The sequence below is a fragment of the Microbacterium sp. B35-04 genome, from assembly GCF_010634885.1.
Classification (GTDB): domain Bacteria; phylum Actinomycetota; class Actinomycetes; order Actinomycetales; family Microbacteriaceae; genus Microbacterium.
Genome location: NZ_MWLP01000030.1, coordinates 103,179 through 120,030 on the forward strand (window position 1 = coordinate 103,179; position 16,852 = coordinate 120,030).

Consider the following 16,852-nt stretch of genomic DNA (forward strand, 5'->3'; position numbering starts at 1 on the left):
AAGAATGTCTGTTCTCGAGATCCGCGACCTCCATGTGACGGTCGAGACGGATGCCGGCACCACGCCGATCCTCAACGGTCTGTCGCTCACGATCCGCACGGGTGAGACCCACGCGATCATGGGCCCCAACGGCTCCGGCAAGTCGACGCTCGCCTACACGATCGCCGGTCACCCCAAGTACACCGTCACGAGCGGCACGATCACGCTCGACGGCGAGGACGTCCTGGCGATGTCCGTGGACGAGCGTGCGCGTGCCGGCCTGTTCCTGGCGATGCAGTACCCGGTCGAGATCCCGGGCGTCACCGTCACGAACTTCCTTCGCACCGCGAAGACCGCGATCGACGGCGAGGCGCCCTCGATCCGCACGTGGACCAAGGACGTCAAGGCGTCCATGAAGAACCTGCGCATGGACCCCAAGTTCGCTCAGCGCAACGTCAACGAGGGCTTCTCGGGCGGCGAGAAGAAGCGCCACGAGATCCTCCAGCTCGAGCTGCTGCGTCCGCAGATCGCCGTGCTCGACGAGACCGACTCGGGTCTCGACGTCGACGCGCTGAAGATCGTGTCGGAGGGCGTGAACCGCGCCAAGGCCGACAACGACCTCGGGGTGCTGCTCATCACGCACTACACCCGCATCCTGCGCTACATCCACCCCGACTTCGTGCACGTCATGGTGCAGGGGCGCATCGTCGAGGAGGGCGGCCCCGAGCTGGCCGACCGCCTCGAGGACGAGGGCTACGACCGCTTCCTGCCCGCGGGCGAAGAAGAGCCGGCCGGGGCCCCCGTCGCCGGCGAAGCGTAGGATCGACCTATGACGGCGACCCTCACTTCCGAGAAGTACGACGAGGTGACCGAGGCTCTCAAGGACGTCATGGACCCGGAGCTCGGGATCAACGTCGTCGACCTCGGCCTCATCTACGACCTCGCCTGGGACGACGAGAACGACGCGCTGGTCATCCACATGACCCTCACGTCGGCCGGCTGCCCGCTCACCGACGTGCTCGAGGAGCAGACCGCGCAGGCGCTGGACGACGTCGTCGAACGGTTCCGCATCAACTGGGTGTGGATGCCGCCGTGGGGCCCGGAGCGCATCACCGACGACGGGCGCGACATGATGCGCGCGCTCGGCTTCGCGATCTGACGCACAGCGACATCTACTCCTCGAGGTAGCGCCGCCCGGTCAGCGCCATGGACGCGTTCCACAGCGCGACGGCTGCACGCGCGTCGGTGGCCACCGGGGCGAACGGCACGCCCGCGACGTCAGGCCGGGTCCTCGAACCGACCGGGCCCCAGAACAGGTCAGGCGTCACGTTCGCGGCCGTGGCGGCGGCGAGGATGGCTGCATCGGCAGGTTCCGGCTCACGGCCGATTGCACGGGCCAGCAGCGCGGTGACGGCGCGGGTCGTCGCTGACGGGTACGTCCCGTGCAGCGGCGTCCTCGCCATGCCGGGGTGGGCGGCGAAGCTGCGGATGCTGCTCTCCGCCCGGCGGAGCCGGCGCTCGAACTCCGCCGCGAACATCGTGTTCGCGAGCTTCGCGCGGATGTATCCGCGCCCGGGCGAGTATCCCGCGGCGTCCCCCAGCCGGTCGAGGTCGAGCGCACCTCGCGTGTAGAGCGCCGAGGAGACCGTCACGACGCGCGGATCCTGGCCCGCTTCGAGCTGATCGAGCAGCTGACCGGTGAGGGCGAAGTGACCGAGGTGGTTGGTGGCGAACTGGCTCTCGACGCCTTCGCGGCTGGTGCGGAAAGGCACGCTGCTGCTCGCGGCGTTCAGCACGAGCAGATCCACCGCTGCGGCGCCGGCGACGCGTCCGAACCCATCGACGGAATCGAGGTCGAACAGATCCAGGCGTGCGATCGTCACCCGGTCATCGGAGAGCCCGAGGTCGTTGAGGAGACGCCGGCGCACCTCAGCGGCGCGCTCGACATCGCGCGCTCCGACGACCACCGTGGCACCCCAGGCGGCGAAGGCGCGCGTCGTGACGAGGCCGAGGCCGCTCGTGCCGCCGGTGACGACGGCTCGACGGCCGCTCAGATCCGGCTGGCTGAGCGGGGCGGTGAGGCGGGTGCGCGAGGGCGATGCGGGGCGTGATGTCGTCGTCATGTCGGCAGGCTAGAGTCTGACATCAGCGTCAGGGTCAAGCCGGGCATCAGGATACGAGGAGGGGTCGTGCAGATCGGAGAGCTGAGCAGTCGGACCGGAGCGAGCGTCCGGTCGCTGCGTTACTACGAACAGCAAGGGCTGCTGACGTCGGACCGATTGCCCAACGGCTACCGCGTGTACCCCGAGAACTCGGTCGCGATGGTGGACACCATTCGCTCCCTCCTCGACATCGGTCTTCCGACCGCGCTGATCGCGGGTGTGCTGCCCTGTACCGTCGGAGAACGCTCGGAAGCGGCATGCCCGGCACTGCTCGAGCAGATCGAGGCGCTGCGCGCCGATGTCCGCACGCGCGCCGAGCGGCTCACGACGATCGAGAAGTCGCTCACCTCGTATCTCCTCGCCAACGCCTGACGACGGCCCCGCTCGTACCGGGACCATCGGCACCGTCGTTTCGCACGGTGACACGCGGGCGGCGCCACGTCACCACGGCTCGATAGGGTCGGATGGTGAGCGTCACCCCCCTGCAAGCACTGCCCCTCGATGAACTGCGCCAGCGCACGAGCACGAAGTGGCGGAAGTACGGGGAGGACGTGCTGCCGTTCTTCGTGGCCGAGACGGACTACGCGCTGGCTCCCGAGATCACACGGGTACTGACGCGAGCGGTGCAGCTCGGCGACACCGGCTACACGCCGCCCGACCCCGGCGTCCGCGAGGCCTTCGCCGGGTTCGCCGAGCGTCGCTGGGGGTGGACGGTCGATCCGTCCCACGTGTTCTGGACCGGCGACGTCATGATGGGCGTCGTCGAGATCCTCCGCAAGGTCATCGAGCCCGGTGACCGGGTCGTGGTCATGCCTCCCGTGTACCCGCCGTTCTACGACACCGTGGAAGAGGCCGGCGGCGTCGTCGAGCGCGTGCCGCTCGCGGCGAGCGACGTCGGCTGGGAGATCGACCTCCTCGGTGTCGAGGCGGCCCTCGCGGGTGGCGCGCGCGCCGTGCTGCTGTGCAACCCGCACAACCCGACGGGCACCGTGCACACGCCCGAGAGCCTGGCGGCGCTCGCGGATATCGCCGAGGGGTTCGGTGCGACGGTGATCAGCGACGAGATCCACGGACCGCTGACCCATGCGCCGACGGCCTTCACGCCGTTCCTCAACGCCTCGGAGGCGGCGCGGCGGGTCGGCTACGCGGTGACCAGCGCGAGCAAGACGTTCAATCTCGCCGGGCTGAAGTGCGCGGTGATGGTCGCCGGCGGCGACCCCCAGCGCGCGGCGCTGCGCTCCCTGCCGTGGGAGGTGGAGTGGCGCACCGGCCTGTTCGGCGCGCTCTCGAACGTCGCGGCCTACTCGCCCGAAAGCGACGAATGGCTGGAGAGCCTGCTGGCCGCCCTCGATCACAACCGCCTGCTCCTCGCCGAGCTCCTCGCCGAGCACCTGCCGCTCGCACGGTACCTGCCACCCGACGCCGGCTTCCTGGCGTGGGTCGACCTGTCGGCGTACGGCTGGAGCGACAACCCGGCGGTGAAGGTGCTGCGCGACGCCAAGGTGGCGCTGCACCACGGGCCTCTCTTCGGCACCGAGGGCACGGGGCACGTCCGCATCAACTTCGGCTGCGCGCCCGAGCTGCTCCGCGAGGCGGTGGAGCGCATCGGCGCCCTGGCGCGATCGTGACCACCGCGTCCCAGCCCGCAACCGGCATCTGGCTGGGCCGGTTCGTCTGGGTGACGGTCGGCGCCGTCGCCCTCATCTTCCTCGCGGCCATCCAGTCGCTCGCGGTGACCACCGTGATGCCGGTGGTGAGCGCCGACCTCGATGGAGAGCGCCTCTACGCCGTGGCCTTCGCGGGAACGCTCGCCACGAGCGTCATCGGCATGGTCGCCGTCGGCGCGTGGTGCGATCGCGGCGGCGTGCTGGCACCGCTGAGCACCGCGGTGGCGCTGTTCGTGGCCGGGCTGCTCATCTCGGGTCTCGCCCTCTCGATGCCGACGCTCGTCGTGGGGCGCCTGGTGCAGGGGCTCGGCACCGGAGGACAGACGGTGGCGCTGTACGTGGTGGTCGCCCGCGTGTACCCGAGCGCCTTGCACGGCCGCGTCTTCGCCGCTTTCTCGGCCGCCTGGGTGGTGCCTTCGCTCATCGGCCCGTTCCTGGCGGGAGCCGTCGCGGAGTTTCTGCATTGGAGGTGGGTCTTCCTCGGTGTCGCCGCGCTGACCGTCGTCGCGTTCGCGATGGTGGTGGCGCGCCTTCACGGTCTCCCGCTCCATACCGATGAGCCCGCGACCTCGCGCGTGGCGCCGCGGCTGGCGTGCGCGGTGGCGGTCGCCGTCGGAGCCTTGGGTCTCAGCCTCGCGGGCGAACTGGGAGCGTGGGCCTGGGCGGCGGTGGCGGCATCCGTCGTCGTCATCGGGCTGGCTTCGCGGCCGTTGCTGCCCCGCGGCACGCTCATCGCCGCGCGCGGCCTGCCGAGTGTCGTGCTGATGCGTGGGCTGATCGCCGGCGCGCTGTTCGGCGCCGAGATCTACGTGCCGTACCTGCTCATCGACGAGTACGCGTTCTCACCGACGTGGGCCGGGCTCGGCCTCACCGCCGCGGCGTTGGCCTGGGCCGCCGCCGCAGACGTGCAGGGCAGGTTCGGCGACCGCATCGGCAACACCCGCATCACGCTGATCGGCATCGCGCTGCTCGTGGCCTCGCTGGTGGTCGCCGCGACCACGGCGCTGCTGGGGCTGCATCCGGCCGTGCTGATCGCGGGATGGGGGCTCGCCGGCGGCGGCATGGGTCTGATGTACCCGCGGCTGACCGTGCTGACCCTCGCCTACTCCACGCCGAAGAACCAGGGCTTCAACTCGTCGGCGCTGTCGATCTCGGACGCCGTCGGCTCCGCGTCGTCGATCGCGGTCATGGGGCTCGTCTTCACCGCACTGGTGGGGACGGATGCCGGATTCCCGGCCGTCTTCGCCATCGCCGTGGTGCTCGCGCTCGCGGCGCTCGTGCCGGGGCTCCGCCTCGGCCACGCCCACGAGGCGGCGCCGCGGGTCTGAGCATCCGTGCCGCGCTCAGGTGTTCTCGGCGCGGCCGAGGCGCCAGTAGCCCATGAAGGCGACGGCGCGACGGTCCACGCCGCGCTCGGACACGAGGTGGCGACGCAGAGCCTTGATCGCCCCCGCCTCGCCCGCCAGCCACGCGTACACCCGCGCGCTCTTGAGGGCGGCTCCGCCCTTGGCCGTGCGCGGCACCTCCCACAGGATGTCGGTGTCGATGTCGACCTCTTCGACCTCGGAGCCCGTGCCGGCGGGTGCCAGCCGGGCTGCGGCATCCGTCACCGACTCGACCAGGTGGGCGTGACGATCGCCGTCCCCGCGCGCCCCGATCCGATAGTCGAAGCCGGGGTGCTGCGGCAGGTACGCGGCGTCGTCGGCGTGCGGAAGCTCGACGGCGACCACCCCGCGCGCGTCGGCCGGGAGCTGCTCGAGGATCGCGGCGATGGCGGGTGCGGCCGTCTCGTCGCCGGCGAGCAGGATGGCGTCGACGCGCGCCGGCGGGACGAAGTCGATGCCGAAGCTCACGCCGCTGTGTGCGGCCGTCGGTGCGAAGATCAGCACCTCGTCGTCGACACGGGCGCGGGCGATCCAGTCGGATGCCGGGCCGATCACGTCGTGAGAGACCATGTCGACATCGACCTCGTTGAGGTGGTTGCGGACGTAGCGGGTCGTGTAGGTGCGGAACGGCAGGCGCCGGTCGTCGGGGAGGTCGCGCCACTGCGCGTACCAGTCGTCGCCCGTCGGCATCGCGTCGAGGCCGAGAGTGCGCGTGGGGAAGACGATCTTGACGCGCTGATCGAGCCCGGGGTCGCCGTAGTCGCCGAGGTCGTCGCCGCCGAAGGTGAAGCGGCGGAAGCTCGGCGTCACATCGGCGATCGCCGTCACGCGGGCGCGGAAGAAGCGGTAGGGCACATCGGCTTCAGGCAATGGGGACTCCAGTCAGGATGAGGCGGTGACGCCGAAGGATGCCGCGGGCTGTGCGGCAGAGACGTGGTGGCGGCCGCGGGGAAGGACGATCGGCGAGCCGGATACCGGATCGGGCACGACGAGGGCGTCGAGGTCGAACACCTCGCGGATGAGCTCGCTCGTCATGACGTCACCGGGCGCGCCGTTCGCGACGATCCGCCCGGCGCGCAGCGCGAACAGGTGGTCGGAATAGCGCGCGGCGAGATTCATGTCGTGCAGCACCATCACGATCGTGGTGCCCCGTTCGCGGTTGAGGTCGGTGAGCAGGTCGAGCACCTCCACCTGGTGCGCGACGTCGAGGAACGTGGTCGGCTCGTCGAGCAGCAGGATGTCGGTCTCCTGCGCGAGCGCCATCGCGATCCAGGCGCGCTGACGCTGGCCGCCCGACAGCTCGTCGACCGAGCGGTCGGCGAGATCCTCGATGCCGGTGGCGGCGAGGGCCCCCGCGACCACTTCGTAGTCGTGGGCGCTCCACCGTGCGAGCAGCTTCTGATGAGGATGGCGTCCGCGACCGACGAGATCGGCGACCGCGATGCCCTCGGGCGCCACCGGGCTCTGCGGCAGCAGGCCGAGCGTCCGCGCGATCTCCTTCGTGGGGCGGCCGTGCAGCGCCTTGCCGTCGAGGACGACCTGACCCGCGCGCGGCGAGATCAGACGGGCGAGCGCGCGCAGCAGCGTGGACTTGCCGCATCCGTTCGCTCCGACGATCGCGGTGATGCTCCCGGGCGGGATCGCGAGGTCGAGGTCCTCGACGATGGTGCGGTCGCCGTAGGACAGCGTCAGGGCTTCGGCAGACAGGCTGTGTGAAGCGGTCATAGCGAGCCTCCCGCTCGATTCGTCTTGATGAGGAGGTAGATGAGGAAGGGCGCGCCGAGCACGCCGGTGACCACGCCGACCGGGTAGCGACTGTCGAACGCGAACTGGCCCAGAAGATCGGCCAGCTGCACCAGCAGGGCCCCGACGAGGGCGGACGGCAGCAGCAGCGACCCGCCGGGCCCGACGATGCGCGCCGCGATCGGACCCGCCATGAAGGCGACGAACGCGATCGGCCCGGTGGCGGCGGTCGCGAAGGCCAGCAGAGCGACGGCCGCGACGATCGTGATCACCCGTGTGCTCTGCAGGCGTACCCCGAGGCTGGCGGCCGCGTCGTCGCCGAGGCGCATCACGTTCAGGTCGCGTCCCCTCGACAGCAGCGCCGGCACGAGGAAGAGGCTCGCCAGCGCGAGCGGCAGGACCGCCGACCACGTGGCCCCGTTGAGGCTGCCGGTGAGCCACCGCATGGCGGCCTGCAGGTCGTAGGACGCGGCCTTCGAGAGGACGTACGTCACGACGGCGTCGAGCATGGCGGCCACGCCGATGCCGATGAGGATCAGCCGGGTGCCGGCGAAGCCGCCCTTGTTGGAGAGCAGATAGATCGCCAGGGCTGTGAGCAGGCCGCCTGCGACCGCGAGGATCGAGACGGCGGTGTCGTTCAGCGACAGGATGACGATGCCGAACACGGCGGCCGCACTCGCGCCGGCGGTGATGCCGATGATGTCGGGCGACGCGAGCGGGTTGCGCAGCATCGTCTGGAAGGTGACGCCGGCGATGCCGAAGGCGGCTCCCGCGAGGATCGCCAGCACCGCCCGGGGCAGGCGCAGTTCGCCGACCGTGAAGGAGGCGCCGGGAACCGTCTCTCCGAGGATGACGCGCACGACGTCGTCGAGGCCGTAGAACGTCTTCCCGATCATCAGCGATGCCGCGAAGACGAGCACCATGCCCACGGCGAGCGCGACCGTCACCGCCGTGCGTCGCCGCGCACGGCGCCGACGGCCGGTGATGACGGCCTGCGTCGCCACGGGGGAGAGGGTGTGTGTGCTCGCAGGCCTGGTGCTCGCTGTCTGAGCGCTCACAGCTCCCTCACCTTCTGCCGACGCACGATCCAGATGAAGAACGGAGCGCCGATGAGCGCCGTCAGGATGCCGACCTCGATCTCGTCGGGCCGGGCGATGACGCGGCCGACGACGTCGGCGGCGGCCAGCAGCGCGGCTCCCGCCACGGCCGAGAAGGGCAGCAGCCAGCGATGGTCGGTGCCGACGAGCAGGCGGCAGAGGTGCGGGATGATCAGCCCGACGAACGCGATGGGGCCGGCGATGGCGGTCGCGGCGCCGCAGAGGATGACCGCGCCGGCCGCCGCGATCAGGCGCGTGCGCATCACGTGCTCGCCGAGGCCCGTCGCGACATCGTCGCCGAGCGCGAGGGAGTTCATGCCGCGGCCGCATGCGATGGTGATGACGGCGCCGATGACGAGTACTGGGAGGATGGTGGCGATGCGATCCCAGGTGGCGCCGCCGACGCCCCCGATCTGCCAGAACCGGAAGGTCTCGAGCAGATCGACGCGGGGGAGCAGCACGGCGCTTACGAGCGACATGAAAGCGGCCGACGTCGCCGCGCCGGCCAGCGCCAGCTTGAGCGGCGTCGCGCCGCCCCGGCCCAGGGAGCCGACCGTGTACACGAAGACCGCGGCGCCGCCCGCGCCGATGATGGATGCGGCGATGAACGCGTACGGGTCGGACATGCCGAAGAAGGCGATGCCGATGACCACGGCCAGCGCCGCCCCGCCCGAGATGCCCAGGATGCCGGGATCGGCGAGCGGATTGCGGGTGACGGCCTGCATGGCGGCGCCAGACATCGCGAGTGCCGCGCCCACGGCGATGGCGAGCACCGTACGCGGCAGCCGTGCCACCACCGCGGCCTGGGCGACGCCGCTCGTGTCGCCGGCGAGACCGGCGATGATGTCGCCCAGTCCGACATCGCGGACGCCGAATGCCACCGAGGCGACGCACAGCGCCGCGAGCACCACCAGGCACACCGCGAGCCACGCCAGCCGCACCGCCGCCGGACGCCGCAGGGCTGCGGCATCCGGCGCCGGCGCGGAGGTCTCGATGACGGCCACCGATCAGACTCCGGGGTGGATCAGCCGAGCGCGCCGGCGAGCAGCGCGAAGTACTCGTCGACGCCCCAGCCGATCGAGAGCGGCGACGGGTTGGCCGAGGCCGCGAGCGGGGTCGACTCCTCGAGGATCGCGATGCGGCCCTCGGCGATGGCGGGGATCTGCGAGAGCAGCGGGTCGGCCTGGAGCTGCGGGATGATCGATCCGCTTGCATCGCCGTAGGTGACGAAGACGTCGACGTCGGCGAAGCGGTCGGCCTGCTCGGCACTCACCGTCGTGTAGAAGGCCACGCCGTCCGATTCCTCGCCCACCACGGTCGGCACCGGGAACCCGAGGCTCTCGAGGAAGCCGGGGCGCGTGTCGGTGCTCGTGTAGAAGCCGACCTGGCTGAAGTCCGACGGGTCGATGTACGAGAAGAGCACGCGCGACTCCGCCAGCTCCGGGTAGTTCGCCAGCGCGGCGTCGACCTCGCCGTGCAGTTCCTCGATGAGGGCGTCGCCTTCCTCCGCCAGGCCCAGCGCCTGCGAGTTCAGGCGGATCATGTCCTCATACGACGTGCCCCACGCGGCGCCGGGGTAGGCCACGACCGGCGCGATCTTCGAGAGGGTGTCGTACTCCTCCTGCGTGAGGCCGGAGTTGGAGGCGAGGATGACGTCGGGCTGCGTGTCGGCGACGGCCTCGAAGTCGATGCCGTCGGTCTCGTCGAAGAGCACCGGCGTCTCGGCGTCGAGCTCCTCGAGCTTGTCCTCGACCCACGGCAGCACGCCGTCGGCATCGTCGTCGCCCCACGTCACCTCTGCCATGCCGACGGGGACGATGCCGAGCGCGAGGGGCACCTCCTGGTTCGACCACGCCACCGTCGCGACGCGCTCGGGCTTCGCCTCGATCACGGTCTCGCCGAGGGCGTGCTCGATCGTGACGGGGAAGCCATCGCCCGACGAGGATCCCGTCGTGGTGGCGTCGTCGTCGGCGGCCGCACCGGCGCACCCGACAAGGGTGAGCGCGGCGATGGCGAGCATCGCGGTGGCAGCGACGGGGCGGTTAAGGCGCACGGAATCCTCCGGAAGATTTTAGGTAAGGATGCCCTTATTCGGGCGCAGTAAGGCCAACCTTACCCAGCCGTTTTCCAGAATGCCAATCCGATCCGACACACACCGCTCGCAGACGACAGCCCCGGCCGATACGGCCGGGGCTGTCGATCACGGATGCCTCGTGAGGCGGCATCCGCTCACTCCTTGGTCTTGTCCGCCTTGCGCACGAGAGCCCAGGCGCCGGGGATGATGGCTGCGGCGAGTGCAGCCTTCACCAGTCCGCCCACGATGAACGGCAGCAGGCCGGCCCCCAGCAGAGCGGAGAACGAGTAGTCGAGGCCCATCACGACGTTCAGGATGAACGCCATGTACGGGATGCCGAAGAGGAACGGCACGGCGCTGGCGGCGGCGAAGCCGAGGAACGCGAGCCCAGGGCGGCGATCCCATGCCCGCTCGGCGAACCAGCCGGCGACGAACGCCGAGAAGATGAAGCCGATCACGAAGCCGAAGCTCGGCTTGCCCACCGCGGCGAGGGTGCCCGTGAAGCCGGCGAAGACCGGGAGTCCCGCGAGGCCGACGAGCATGTAGGTGGTGAGCGCCGCCGCTCCGCGCCAGGCGCCGAGGGCGGCGCCGACGACGATCACGCCAAGCGTCTGACCCGTGATGGGGACCGGCCAGAGCGGGATCTCCACCTGGGCGAGGAGGGCCACGATGGTCGCGCCGGCGATCACGAGACCGGCGTCGAGGGCGAACGCGCGAACGCGCGAGGAGGGGCGGGCGATGACGTCGGCGAGCACGCGACGGGTCCCCGCGGGATTCAGGGGGGCGGAGGGGGTCGGGGCGGCGGCGATGGATGACATGGCACTCAGCCTAGGGGGCGTCGGAGAGGGGTACTTGGACGCCGTCCACCAATGATCGGGCGATCCGCTGTCCGCGTTCTACGACAGCGGTGACGCGCCGTCGAGGCGCGGGACGCCGTGTGACCGATCATGCAGTGCGACGCGGGGCACGCCCACCACCGGCCCGCGGGCAGTCCCCAGGGCCACGCCCAGCAGCGCGACAGCGATCGCGGCGGTGACGACGGAGGTGCCTGCGACCAGCAGCATCGCGACCGCCGCCGTGCCCGCGACGGCGGCCATCCCCACCCGCCAGGCGGCACGCGCGGGCGCCGGTGCCGGCAGCGCCTCGATCGGAGCGAGCCGCCGCGCGACGAGAGCGGTGACGACGAGCGCCACCGCCAGCCACAGCGGCCGGGTGAGCCACCACGAAGGACTGTCCAGAGCGGGCAGCGGCATCCCGGTCATCATCGCGCCCGCGGCGCTCAGCCCCGCCAGGCACAGCAGCACCGGCATGTGCCAGAGGTACACCGTCATCGCGCGGGGGGTTACGAACTCGGTCAGCGCGGACGGCAGGCGCCGCGCGGCGAGCCGACCCAGCGGGCGGCGGAACAGCGACAGCAGGGTCGTGTGCGCGACACCGACCAGCAGCAGCGCCGTCGTGGGCGGGTTGGTGTTGGCGACCAGATCGGGGGAGTGGATGCCGCTGGTGAACGAGAGCACGAGAGCCGCCACCGCTCCGGCGAGCCAGAGCACGCGTGCGCGGCGCGACAGGCCGTCGATCCGACCATCGGCGAGGAAGAACCCGAGCTGCTGCATCGCCAGCCACACGAACGCGAGGTTGAGGAAGCCGAGCGCCTCGACTCCCGTCGTGATGCGAGCGACATCGACGGCGGCGGCCGCGGCGGCGAGCGCCGCGATGCTGCGCAGCGGCGCATTCTCGTGGAGGCGCAGCAAAGCGGGGAGCAGCGCCTGGCAGATCAGGAAGACGCCGAGGAACCACAGCGGCTGCGCGAACCGGAAGCCGGCCAGCGTCACGAGGTCGGAAGGCGCCCCCGCCGCAGCGAGGAGTGCCAGCATCGCTCCGGCCGCGCCGATCGTGACGAGCGCCGGAAGGAGCAGACGGTGGATGCGGCCGGCGACGAAGCCGACGCCGTCGACGCCGCGCGTGCGGGCCCGGCGGAAGGCGGTGGCACCCGAGAATCCGCCGATCACGAAGAACAGCGGCATGACCTGCAGCGCCCAGCTGAGCGGCACGACCCACGCGGTGCCGTCGCTGGCGTTGACGAACGACGGGCCGGCATCGGTCACAGTGACGCCGACCATCATCGCGTGCAGCACCACCACCGCGCTGATGCACAGGGCGCGGACCAGATCGACGGCGCGGTCTCTGCCCGCCGGGATGGTCGGGGTGACCGCGGCGGCGGTGGGGCGGACGATGGTCATGAGGCCTCCTCGGGGGTGCGTCCCGGAAGGCTATGGAGACGGCGACCCCGAGGGCATCGCTCCGTGGTGCTGTTGTCGTCTCACCCCGTGGGGTGATCAGGAGGCGGGCTCGACCAGCCCCGCGTCGTAGGCGAAGATGACGGCCTGCACGCGGTCACGGGCGCCGAGCTTGGCGAGGACCTTGCCGACGTGGGTCTTCACGGTCTGCTCCGAGATGAACAGTTCCGCGGCGATCTCGGCGTTCGCGCGGCCCCGGCCGATGAGCGTGAGCACCTCGCGCTCGCGTTCGGTGAGCTCTCGGAGTGTCGCGGTCGCGCGGCCGGCACGCGGCCGGCGCGCGGCGAAGTGCTCGATCATGCGGCGGGTGACGCTCGGCGCCAGCAGCGCATCGCCCGCGGCGACGACGCGCACTGCGTGCACGAGGTCCTCCGGCAGTGCGTCCTTGAGAAGGAAGCCGCTCGCGCCGGCTTCGAGCGCGTCGTAGACGTAGTCGTCGATGTCGAACGTGGTGAGCATGAGGATGCGCGGCACGCGAGCGGCGGGATACGTCGGGCCCAGGATGCGGCGGGTCGCGGCGATGCCGTCGAGCTCCGGCATCCGCACGTCCATCAGTACGACGTCGGGGTCCAGCCGCGCCGACAGCGAGACGGCCTCGGCGCCGTCGGCCGCTTGGCCGACCACGCGGATGTCCTCCTGCGCGTCGAGCAAGGCGGCGAAGCCGGCTCGCACCATCGCCTGGTCGTCGGCGATGAGCACGGTGATCGTCACTGCAGGCCTCCTCGGGCGGAGTCGATGGGGCCGATGGCCGTGGGGTCGCCGGCGGGGGAGTCGATCACCGGTCCGGTGAGGGGGAGGACCGCACGGACGGTCCAGCCGCCGTCGTCGTCGCGCGCGGCACTGACAGTCCCGCCGACGAGTGCGGCGCGTTCGCGCATGCCCAGTAGGCCGTGCCCGCGCTGCGGCGGAAGGCCTGAGGCGGTCTCAGCGGCTTCAGGCGGATCGTTGCGGACCACGACGCGGACGGCCGCGGCATCCGCCTGCATCGAGAGCAGGATCCTCGTGTGCGGGGCGTGGCGCACCGCGTTGCTCAGCGCCTCCTGCACGATGCGGAAGGCGGCGATGTCGACCGCGCCCGGCACGCCTTCCGGCGAAGGCGCGAGGTCGGCGTCGATCTCGGCACCTGCGCGGCGCAGGGCCCGGACGAGATCCGGGATGTCGCGCAGCCCCTGTTGCGGGGCGAGGTCGGCCTGCTGATCCTCGGTGCGCAGCACGCCGAGCAGTCGTCGCATCTCGGTCAGGCCCTCACGCGCCGTCTGAGCGATCTCGTCGAACTCGTGCCGCGCCTCGTCGGAGAGCCCCGGCACGCGGTAGCGCGCGGTCGACGCCTGAACCTGGATGAGCGACATCCCGTGCGCCACGACGTCGTGCAGTTCCCGCGCGATGCGGGTGCGCTCCTCGACCAGCACCCGCCGGGACTGCTCGATCGCGCTGAGCTCCCTTTCGCGAGTGAGCTCGGCCCCGACCCGCAGCCGGCTCGCCACCAGCACCGCGACCAGGAGCGCGGCACCGGATACGGAGGTCACGATCACGAGGTTCACGATCCCCGCGACCACGGGCACGGTGCCCGACCATGCGATGACCACGATCAGCGTGCCCGCGATGGCCAGCAGCCACGCGGCGAGCGCAAGACGCCAGCCGTGCACGATCGCGAGCACGCCGACGAAGACGATGAGCACCAGCATCGCCGGGACCGACCACGGCCACGGCCAGACGGCGGCACCGGCTTCGGCGACGGGAAGCGGCAGCGCGACCGCCGACACGATGAACAGCGCGATCGACCACCGCGGGAGACGCACCGCCAAGAGGGGAGCCGCGCAGAGCATCGCCCCGAACAGGAACGCGAGGGGTGCCGGCTGCAGGTAGAGGGTGATGTGAACCGGCACGAGCACCGAGAAGAGCGCGACCAGCGTCAGCGCGAGAGCACCGAACGCGAACGTCCGCGGGTTCAGCCGTCGGCCGGTGCCCGGAGCGGGCGGAGCAGGCGGTGCGGGCGGGGGAGTGTCGTGCACGGTGTCATCCTGTCAGCCGTCGGCCGTCAGACGGATGCCGCGACACGGCGCGTGCGCAGGGCGACCACGCGATCGACGGCCAGCCCGATCGCGAGGGCGAGGAGGATGCCGAACCCGGCGCTCAGGAGCGGCTGGTCCTTCAGCCATGCCCCGGCCAGAAGGCCGATCGCGATGCTGTACGCCGACCAGCACAGGCCCGCCGCCACGGTCAGGGGGGCGAACCGCCGCCACGGATAGTGCAGCGCACCGGCCGACAGATTGACCGCCACCCGCCCGACAGGGATGAAGCGGGCGCCGAGGATGAGGCCGGCGCCGCGCCGCTCCAATGCCGCGCCCGCCCACGCGAACGCCCCCGTCACCCGGGCGCGCCGCATCCACGCGAACCTGGTGGTGCCGGTGCGTCTTCCGATGGCGAACGCGATGTTGTCGCCGACCACGGCTCCGGCAGCGGCGACGACACCCAGCAGTGCCAGATCGGGTCCGCCGGTGGATGCCGTCACCGCCGCTGCCGCCACCAGCACGGTCTCGCTGGGCACCGGTGGGAAGAAGCCGTCGATGACCGCCACGACGAACATGGCGAGGTACAGCCATGGCGACGAGACGGCGTGCAGGACGAGGTCGGTGATGAGATCCACTCCCGCAAGCTATGCGGCGGGTGCGGGGCGAGGCATCCCTCTGCGGTATCGACCGTGTCACCCCGTGGAGGTATCCCTGACGAGAACTCGGGCTGCCCTGGGCGGACGACGACGCCCCGTATACTGGATGGCTGGCCACTCGGCCATTCCCCCACTCCACCGACGGAACGGACATCCGCTGTGCTCGCCGTGCACGACCTCGAGATCCGCGTGGGCGCTCGCGTGCTCATGACGGACGTCTCCTTCCGCGTGTCGGACGGCGACAAGATCGGACTGGTCGGCCGCAACGGCGCCGGCAAGACCACACTGACCAAGGTGCTCGCCGGAGACCTCATTCCGGCCGACGGCAGGGTCGATCGCTCGGGAGAACTGGGCTACCTGCCGCAGGACCCGCGCTCGGGCGACCCGGAGATGCTGGCCCGCACCCGCATCCTCGACGCGCGTGGACTGGGCACCCTCGCGATCGGCATGCACGACGCCTCGCTCGCGATGGCGAGCGAGGACGAGGCGGTCGCCGCACGCGCGATGCGCAAGTACGCCAACCTGACCGAGCGGTTCGAAGCGCTCGGCGGTTACACGGCCGAGGCTGAGGCGGCCTCGATCGCGCACAACCTGTCGTTGCCCGACCGGATCCTCGACCAGCCGCTGAAGACGCTGTCAGGCGGTCAGCGGCGTCGCATCGAACTGGCTCGCATCCTGTTCTCGGACGCCCAGACGATGATCCTCGACGAGCCGACCAACCACCTCGACGCCGACAGCGTCGTGTGGCTGCGTGAGTTCCTCAAGGGCTACAAGGGCGGCCTGATCGTCATCAGCCACGACGTGGAGCTCGTCGGCGAGACGGTGAACCGCGTGTTCTACCTCGACGCGAACCGCCAGGTCATCGACGTCTACAACATGAACTGGAAGAACTACCTGCGCCAGCGGGTCGCCGACGAGGAGCGCCGCAAGAAGGAGCGCGCCAACGTCGAGAAGAAGGCGACCGTCCTGCAGCAGCAGGCGGCGCGGTTCGGGGCCAAGGCGTCGAAGGCCGCTGCGGCGCACCAGATGGTCGCGCGCGCCGAGAAGATGCTGGCCGGCCTCGACGAGGTGCGCCAGGAGGAGCGCGTGGCCAAGCTGCGCTTCCCGAAGCCGGCACCGTGCGGCAAGACGCCCCTCATGGCGTCGGGGCTGTCGAAGTCATACGGCTCGCTCGAGATCTTCACCGACGTCGACCTCGCGATCGACCGCGGATCGAAGGTCGTCATCCTCGGCCTCAACGGTGCCGGAAAGACGACGCTGCTGCGCATCCTGGCCGGCGTCGACCAGCCGGACACCGGACAGCTGGAGCCCGGCCACGGCCTCAAGATCGGCTACTACGCGCAGGAGCACGAGAACCTCGACGTCTCCCGGTCTGTGCTCGAGAACATGATGTCGGCCGCGCCCGACATCACGGCGACCGAGGCGCGCAAGGTGCTCGGCTCGTTCCTGTTCACGGGCGACGACGTGCTGAAGCCCGCCGGTGTGCTCTCGGGTGGCGAGAAGACCCGCCTCTCGCTGGCCACGCTGGTCGTGTCGTCGGCGAACATGCTGCTGCTCGACGAGCCCACCAACAACCTCGACCCCGCATCCCGCGAAGAGATCCTCGGTGCGCTCGCGCACTACGAGGGCGCCGTCGTGCTCGTGTCGCACGACGAGGGCGCGGTCGAGGCGCTCAACCCCGAGCGCGTGCTGATCCTCCCCGACGGCGTCGAAGACATCTGGGGCCGCGACTACGCGGACCTCATCGCGCTCGCCTAGCGCCGGCGAGCGCAGGTTCGCG

The 16,852-nt window shown here is 71.0% G+C and carries 17 protein-coding genes; 6 read left to right on the forward strand and 11 right to left on the reverse strand.

The features are described from left to right. Positions 1-4: 4 nt before the first annotated feature. Positions 5-799: a Fe-S cluster assembly ATPase SufC gene (gene sufC / locus B1729_RS08420; RefSeq protein ID WP_163619468.1), complete on the forward strand. Its 795-nt coding sequence runs from the start codon at positions 5-7 to the stop codon at positions 797-799. Positions 800-808: 9 nt separating this feature from the next. After that, on the forward strand, positions 809-1,138 hold the full coding sequence (locus B1729_RS08425; protein WP_163619470.1) for a metal-sulfur cluster assembly factor: 330 nt from the start codon (positions 809-811) through the stop codon (positions 1,136-1,138). A 13-nt stretch (positions 1,139-1,151) separates the two neighbouring features. Here the strand turns inward: B1729_RS08425 and B1729_RS08430 are convergent, their stop codons facing one another. Beyond that, positions 1,152-2,102, reverse strand: a complete 951-nt coding sequence (locus B1729_RS08430) for an SDR family NAD(P)-dependent oxidoreductase (protein WP_163631978.1) — start codon at positions 2,100-2,102, stop codon at positions 1,152-1,154. Positions 2,103-2,168: 66 nt separating this feature from the next. On the opposite strand from B1729_RS08430, the gene B1729_RS08435 reads away from it, so the two are divergent. The 3 genes from B1729_RS08435 to B1729_RS08445 all read left to right on the forward strand — a co-directional run bounded on the left by B1729_RS08435 (position 2,169) and on the right by B1729_RS08445 (position 5,136). Beyond that, positions 2,169-2,513 (forward strand): MerR family transcriptional regulator, encoded by a 345-nt coding sequence (locus tag B1729_RS08435; protein WP_163619474.1) that lies wholly within the window; start codon positions 2,169-2,171, stop codon positions 2,511-2,513. A 95-nt stretch (positions 2,514-2,608) separates the two neighbouring features. Next, positions 2,609-3,769 (forward strand): aminotransferase class I/II-fold pyridoxal phosphate-dependent enzyme, encoded by a 1,161-nt coding sequence (locus B1729_RS08440; protein WP_163631981.1) that lies wholly within the window; start codon positions 2,609-2,611, stop codon positions 3,767-3,769. Then, positions 3,766-5,136 carry an MFS transporter gene (locus B1729_RS08445; RefSeq protein WP_163631983.1) on the forward strand — a complete coding sequence of 457 codons (1,371 nt, stop codon included), beginning with the start codon at positions 3,766-3,768 and terminating at the stop codon, positions 5,134-5,136. The genes B1729_RS08440 and B1729_RS08445 overlap by 4 nt, the downstream gene beginning before the upstream one ends. 15 nt (positions 5,137-5,151) lie before the next feature. Here the strand turns inward: B1729_RS08445 and B1729_RS08450 are convergent, their stop codons facing one another. The 10 genes from B1729_RS08450 to B1729_RS08495 all read right to left on the reverse strand — a co-directional run bounded on the left by B1729_RS08450 (position 5,152) and on the right by B1729_RS08495 (position 15,051). Next, positions 5,152-6,063 carry a siderophore-interacting protein gene (locus tag B1729_RS08450; RefSeq protein WP_163619480.1) on the reverse strand — a complete coding sequence of 304 codons (912 nt, stop codon included), beginning with the start codon at positions 6,061-6,063 and terminating at the stop codon, positions 5,152-5,154. A gap of 12 nt (positions 6,064-6,075) precedes the next feature. Next, positions 6,076-6,918 carry an ABC transporter ATP-binding protein gene (locus B1729_RS08455; RefSeq protein WP_163619482.1) on the reverse strand — a complete coding sequence of 281 codons (843 nt, stop codon included), beginning with the start codon at positions 6,916-6,918 and terminating at the stop codon, positions 6,076-6,078. Continuing rightward, the gene (locus B1729_RS08460) at positions 6,915-7,940 is read right to left on the reverse strand and encodes an iron chelate uptake ABC transporter family permease subunit (protein ID WP_239526111.1); all 1,026 of its coding nucleotides are present in this window, start codon (positions 7,938-7,940) and stop codon (positions 6,915-6,917) included. Before B1729_RS08460 ends, B1729_RS08455 begins: the two co-directional genes overlap by 4 nt. Positions 7,941-7,990: 50 nt before the next feature. Beyond that, positions 7,991-9,037 carry an iron ABC transporter permease gene (locus B1729_RS08465; RefSeq protein ID WP_163631986.1) on the reverse strand — a complete coding sequence of 349 codons (1,047 nt, stop codon included), beginning with the start codon at positions 9,035-9,037 and terminating at the stop codon, positions 7,991-7,993. Between the two features lie 20 nt (positions 9,038-9,057). Continuing rightward, complete coding sequence (locus tag B1729_RS08470) at positions 9,058-10,086, reverse strand: iron-siderophore ABC transporter substrate-binding protein (RefSeq protein WP_163631989.1); 1,029 nt, start codon at positions 10,084-10,086, stop codon at positions 9,058-9,060. Positions 10,087-10,262: 176 nt separating this feature from the next. Further along, positions 10,263-10,925 carry a biotin transporter BioY gene (locus tag B1729_RS08475; protein ID WP_163631992.1) on the reverse strand — a complete coding sequence of 221 codons (663 nt, stop codon included), beginning with the start codon at positions 10,923-10,925 and terminating at the stop codon, positions 10,263-10,265. 78 nt (positions 10,926-11,003) lie between these two features. Beyond that, positions 11,004-12,347, reverse strand: coding sequence for an acyltransferase (locus B1729_RS08480; RefSeq protein WP_163631995.1), 1,344 nt, complete (start codon positions 12,345-12,347; stop codon positions 11,004-11,006). A gap of 96 nt (positions 12,348-12,443) precedes the next feature. Continuing rightward, complete coding sequence (locus B1729_RS08485) at positions 12,444-13,115, reverse strand: response regulator transcription factor (RefSeq protein WP_163619491.1); 672 nt, start codon at positions 13,113-13,115, stop codon at positions 12,444-12,446. Next, positions 13,112-14,416, reverse strand: coding sequence for a histidine kinase (locus B1729_RS08490; RefSeq protein ID WP_163631998.1), 1,305 nt, complete (start codon positions 14,414-14,416; stop codon positions 13,112-13,114). The genes B1729_RS08485 and B1729_RS08490 overlap by 4 nt, the downstream gene beginning before the upstream one ends. Positions 14,417-14,442: 26 nt before the next feature. Then, complete coding sequence (locus B1729_RS08495) at positions 14,443-15,051, reverse strand: VTT domain-containing protein (protein WP_163632002.1); 609 nt, start codon at positions 15,049-15,051, stop codon at positions 14,443-14,445. 180 nt (positions 15,052-15,231) lie between these two features. Between B1729_RS08495 and B1729_RS08500 the strand changes: the two genes are divergently transcribed. Further along, the gene (locus tag B1729_RS08500; RefSeq protein ID WP_163619495.1) at positions 15,232-16,830 is read left to right on the forward strand and encodes an ABC-F family ATP-binding cassette domain-containing protein; all 1,599 of its coding nucleotides are present in this window, start codon (positions 15,232-15,234) and stop codon (positions 16,828-16,830) included. The last annotated feature ends 22 nt before the right edge of the window (positions 16,831-16,852 follow it).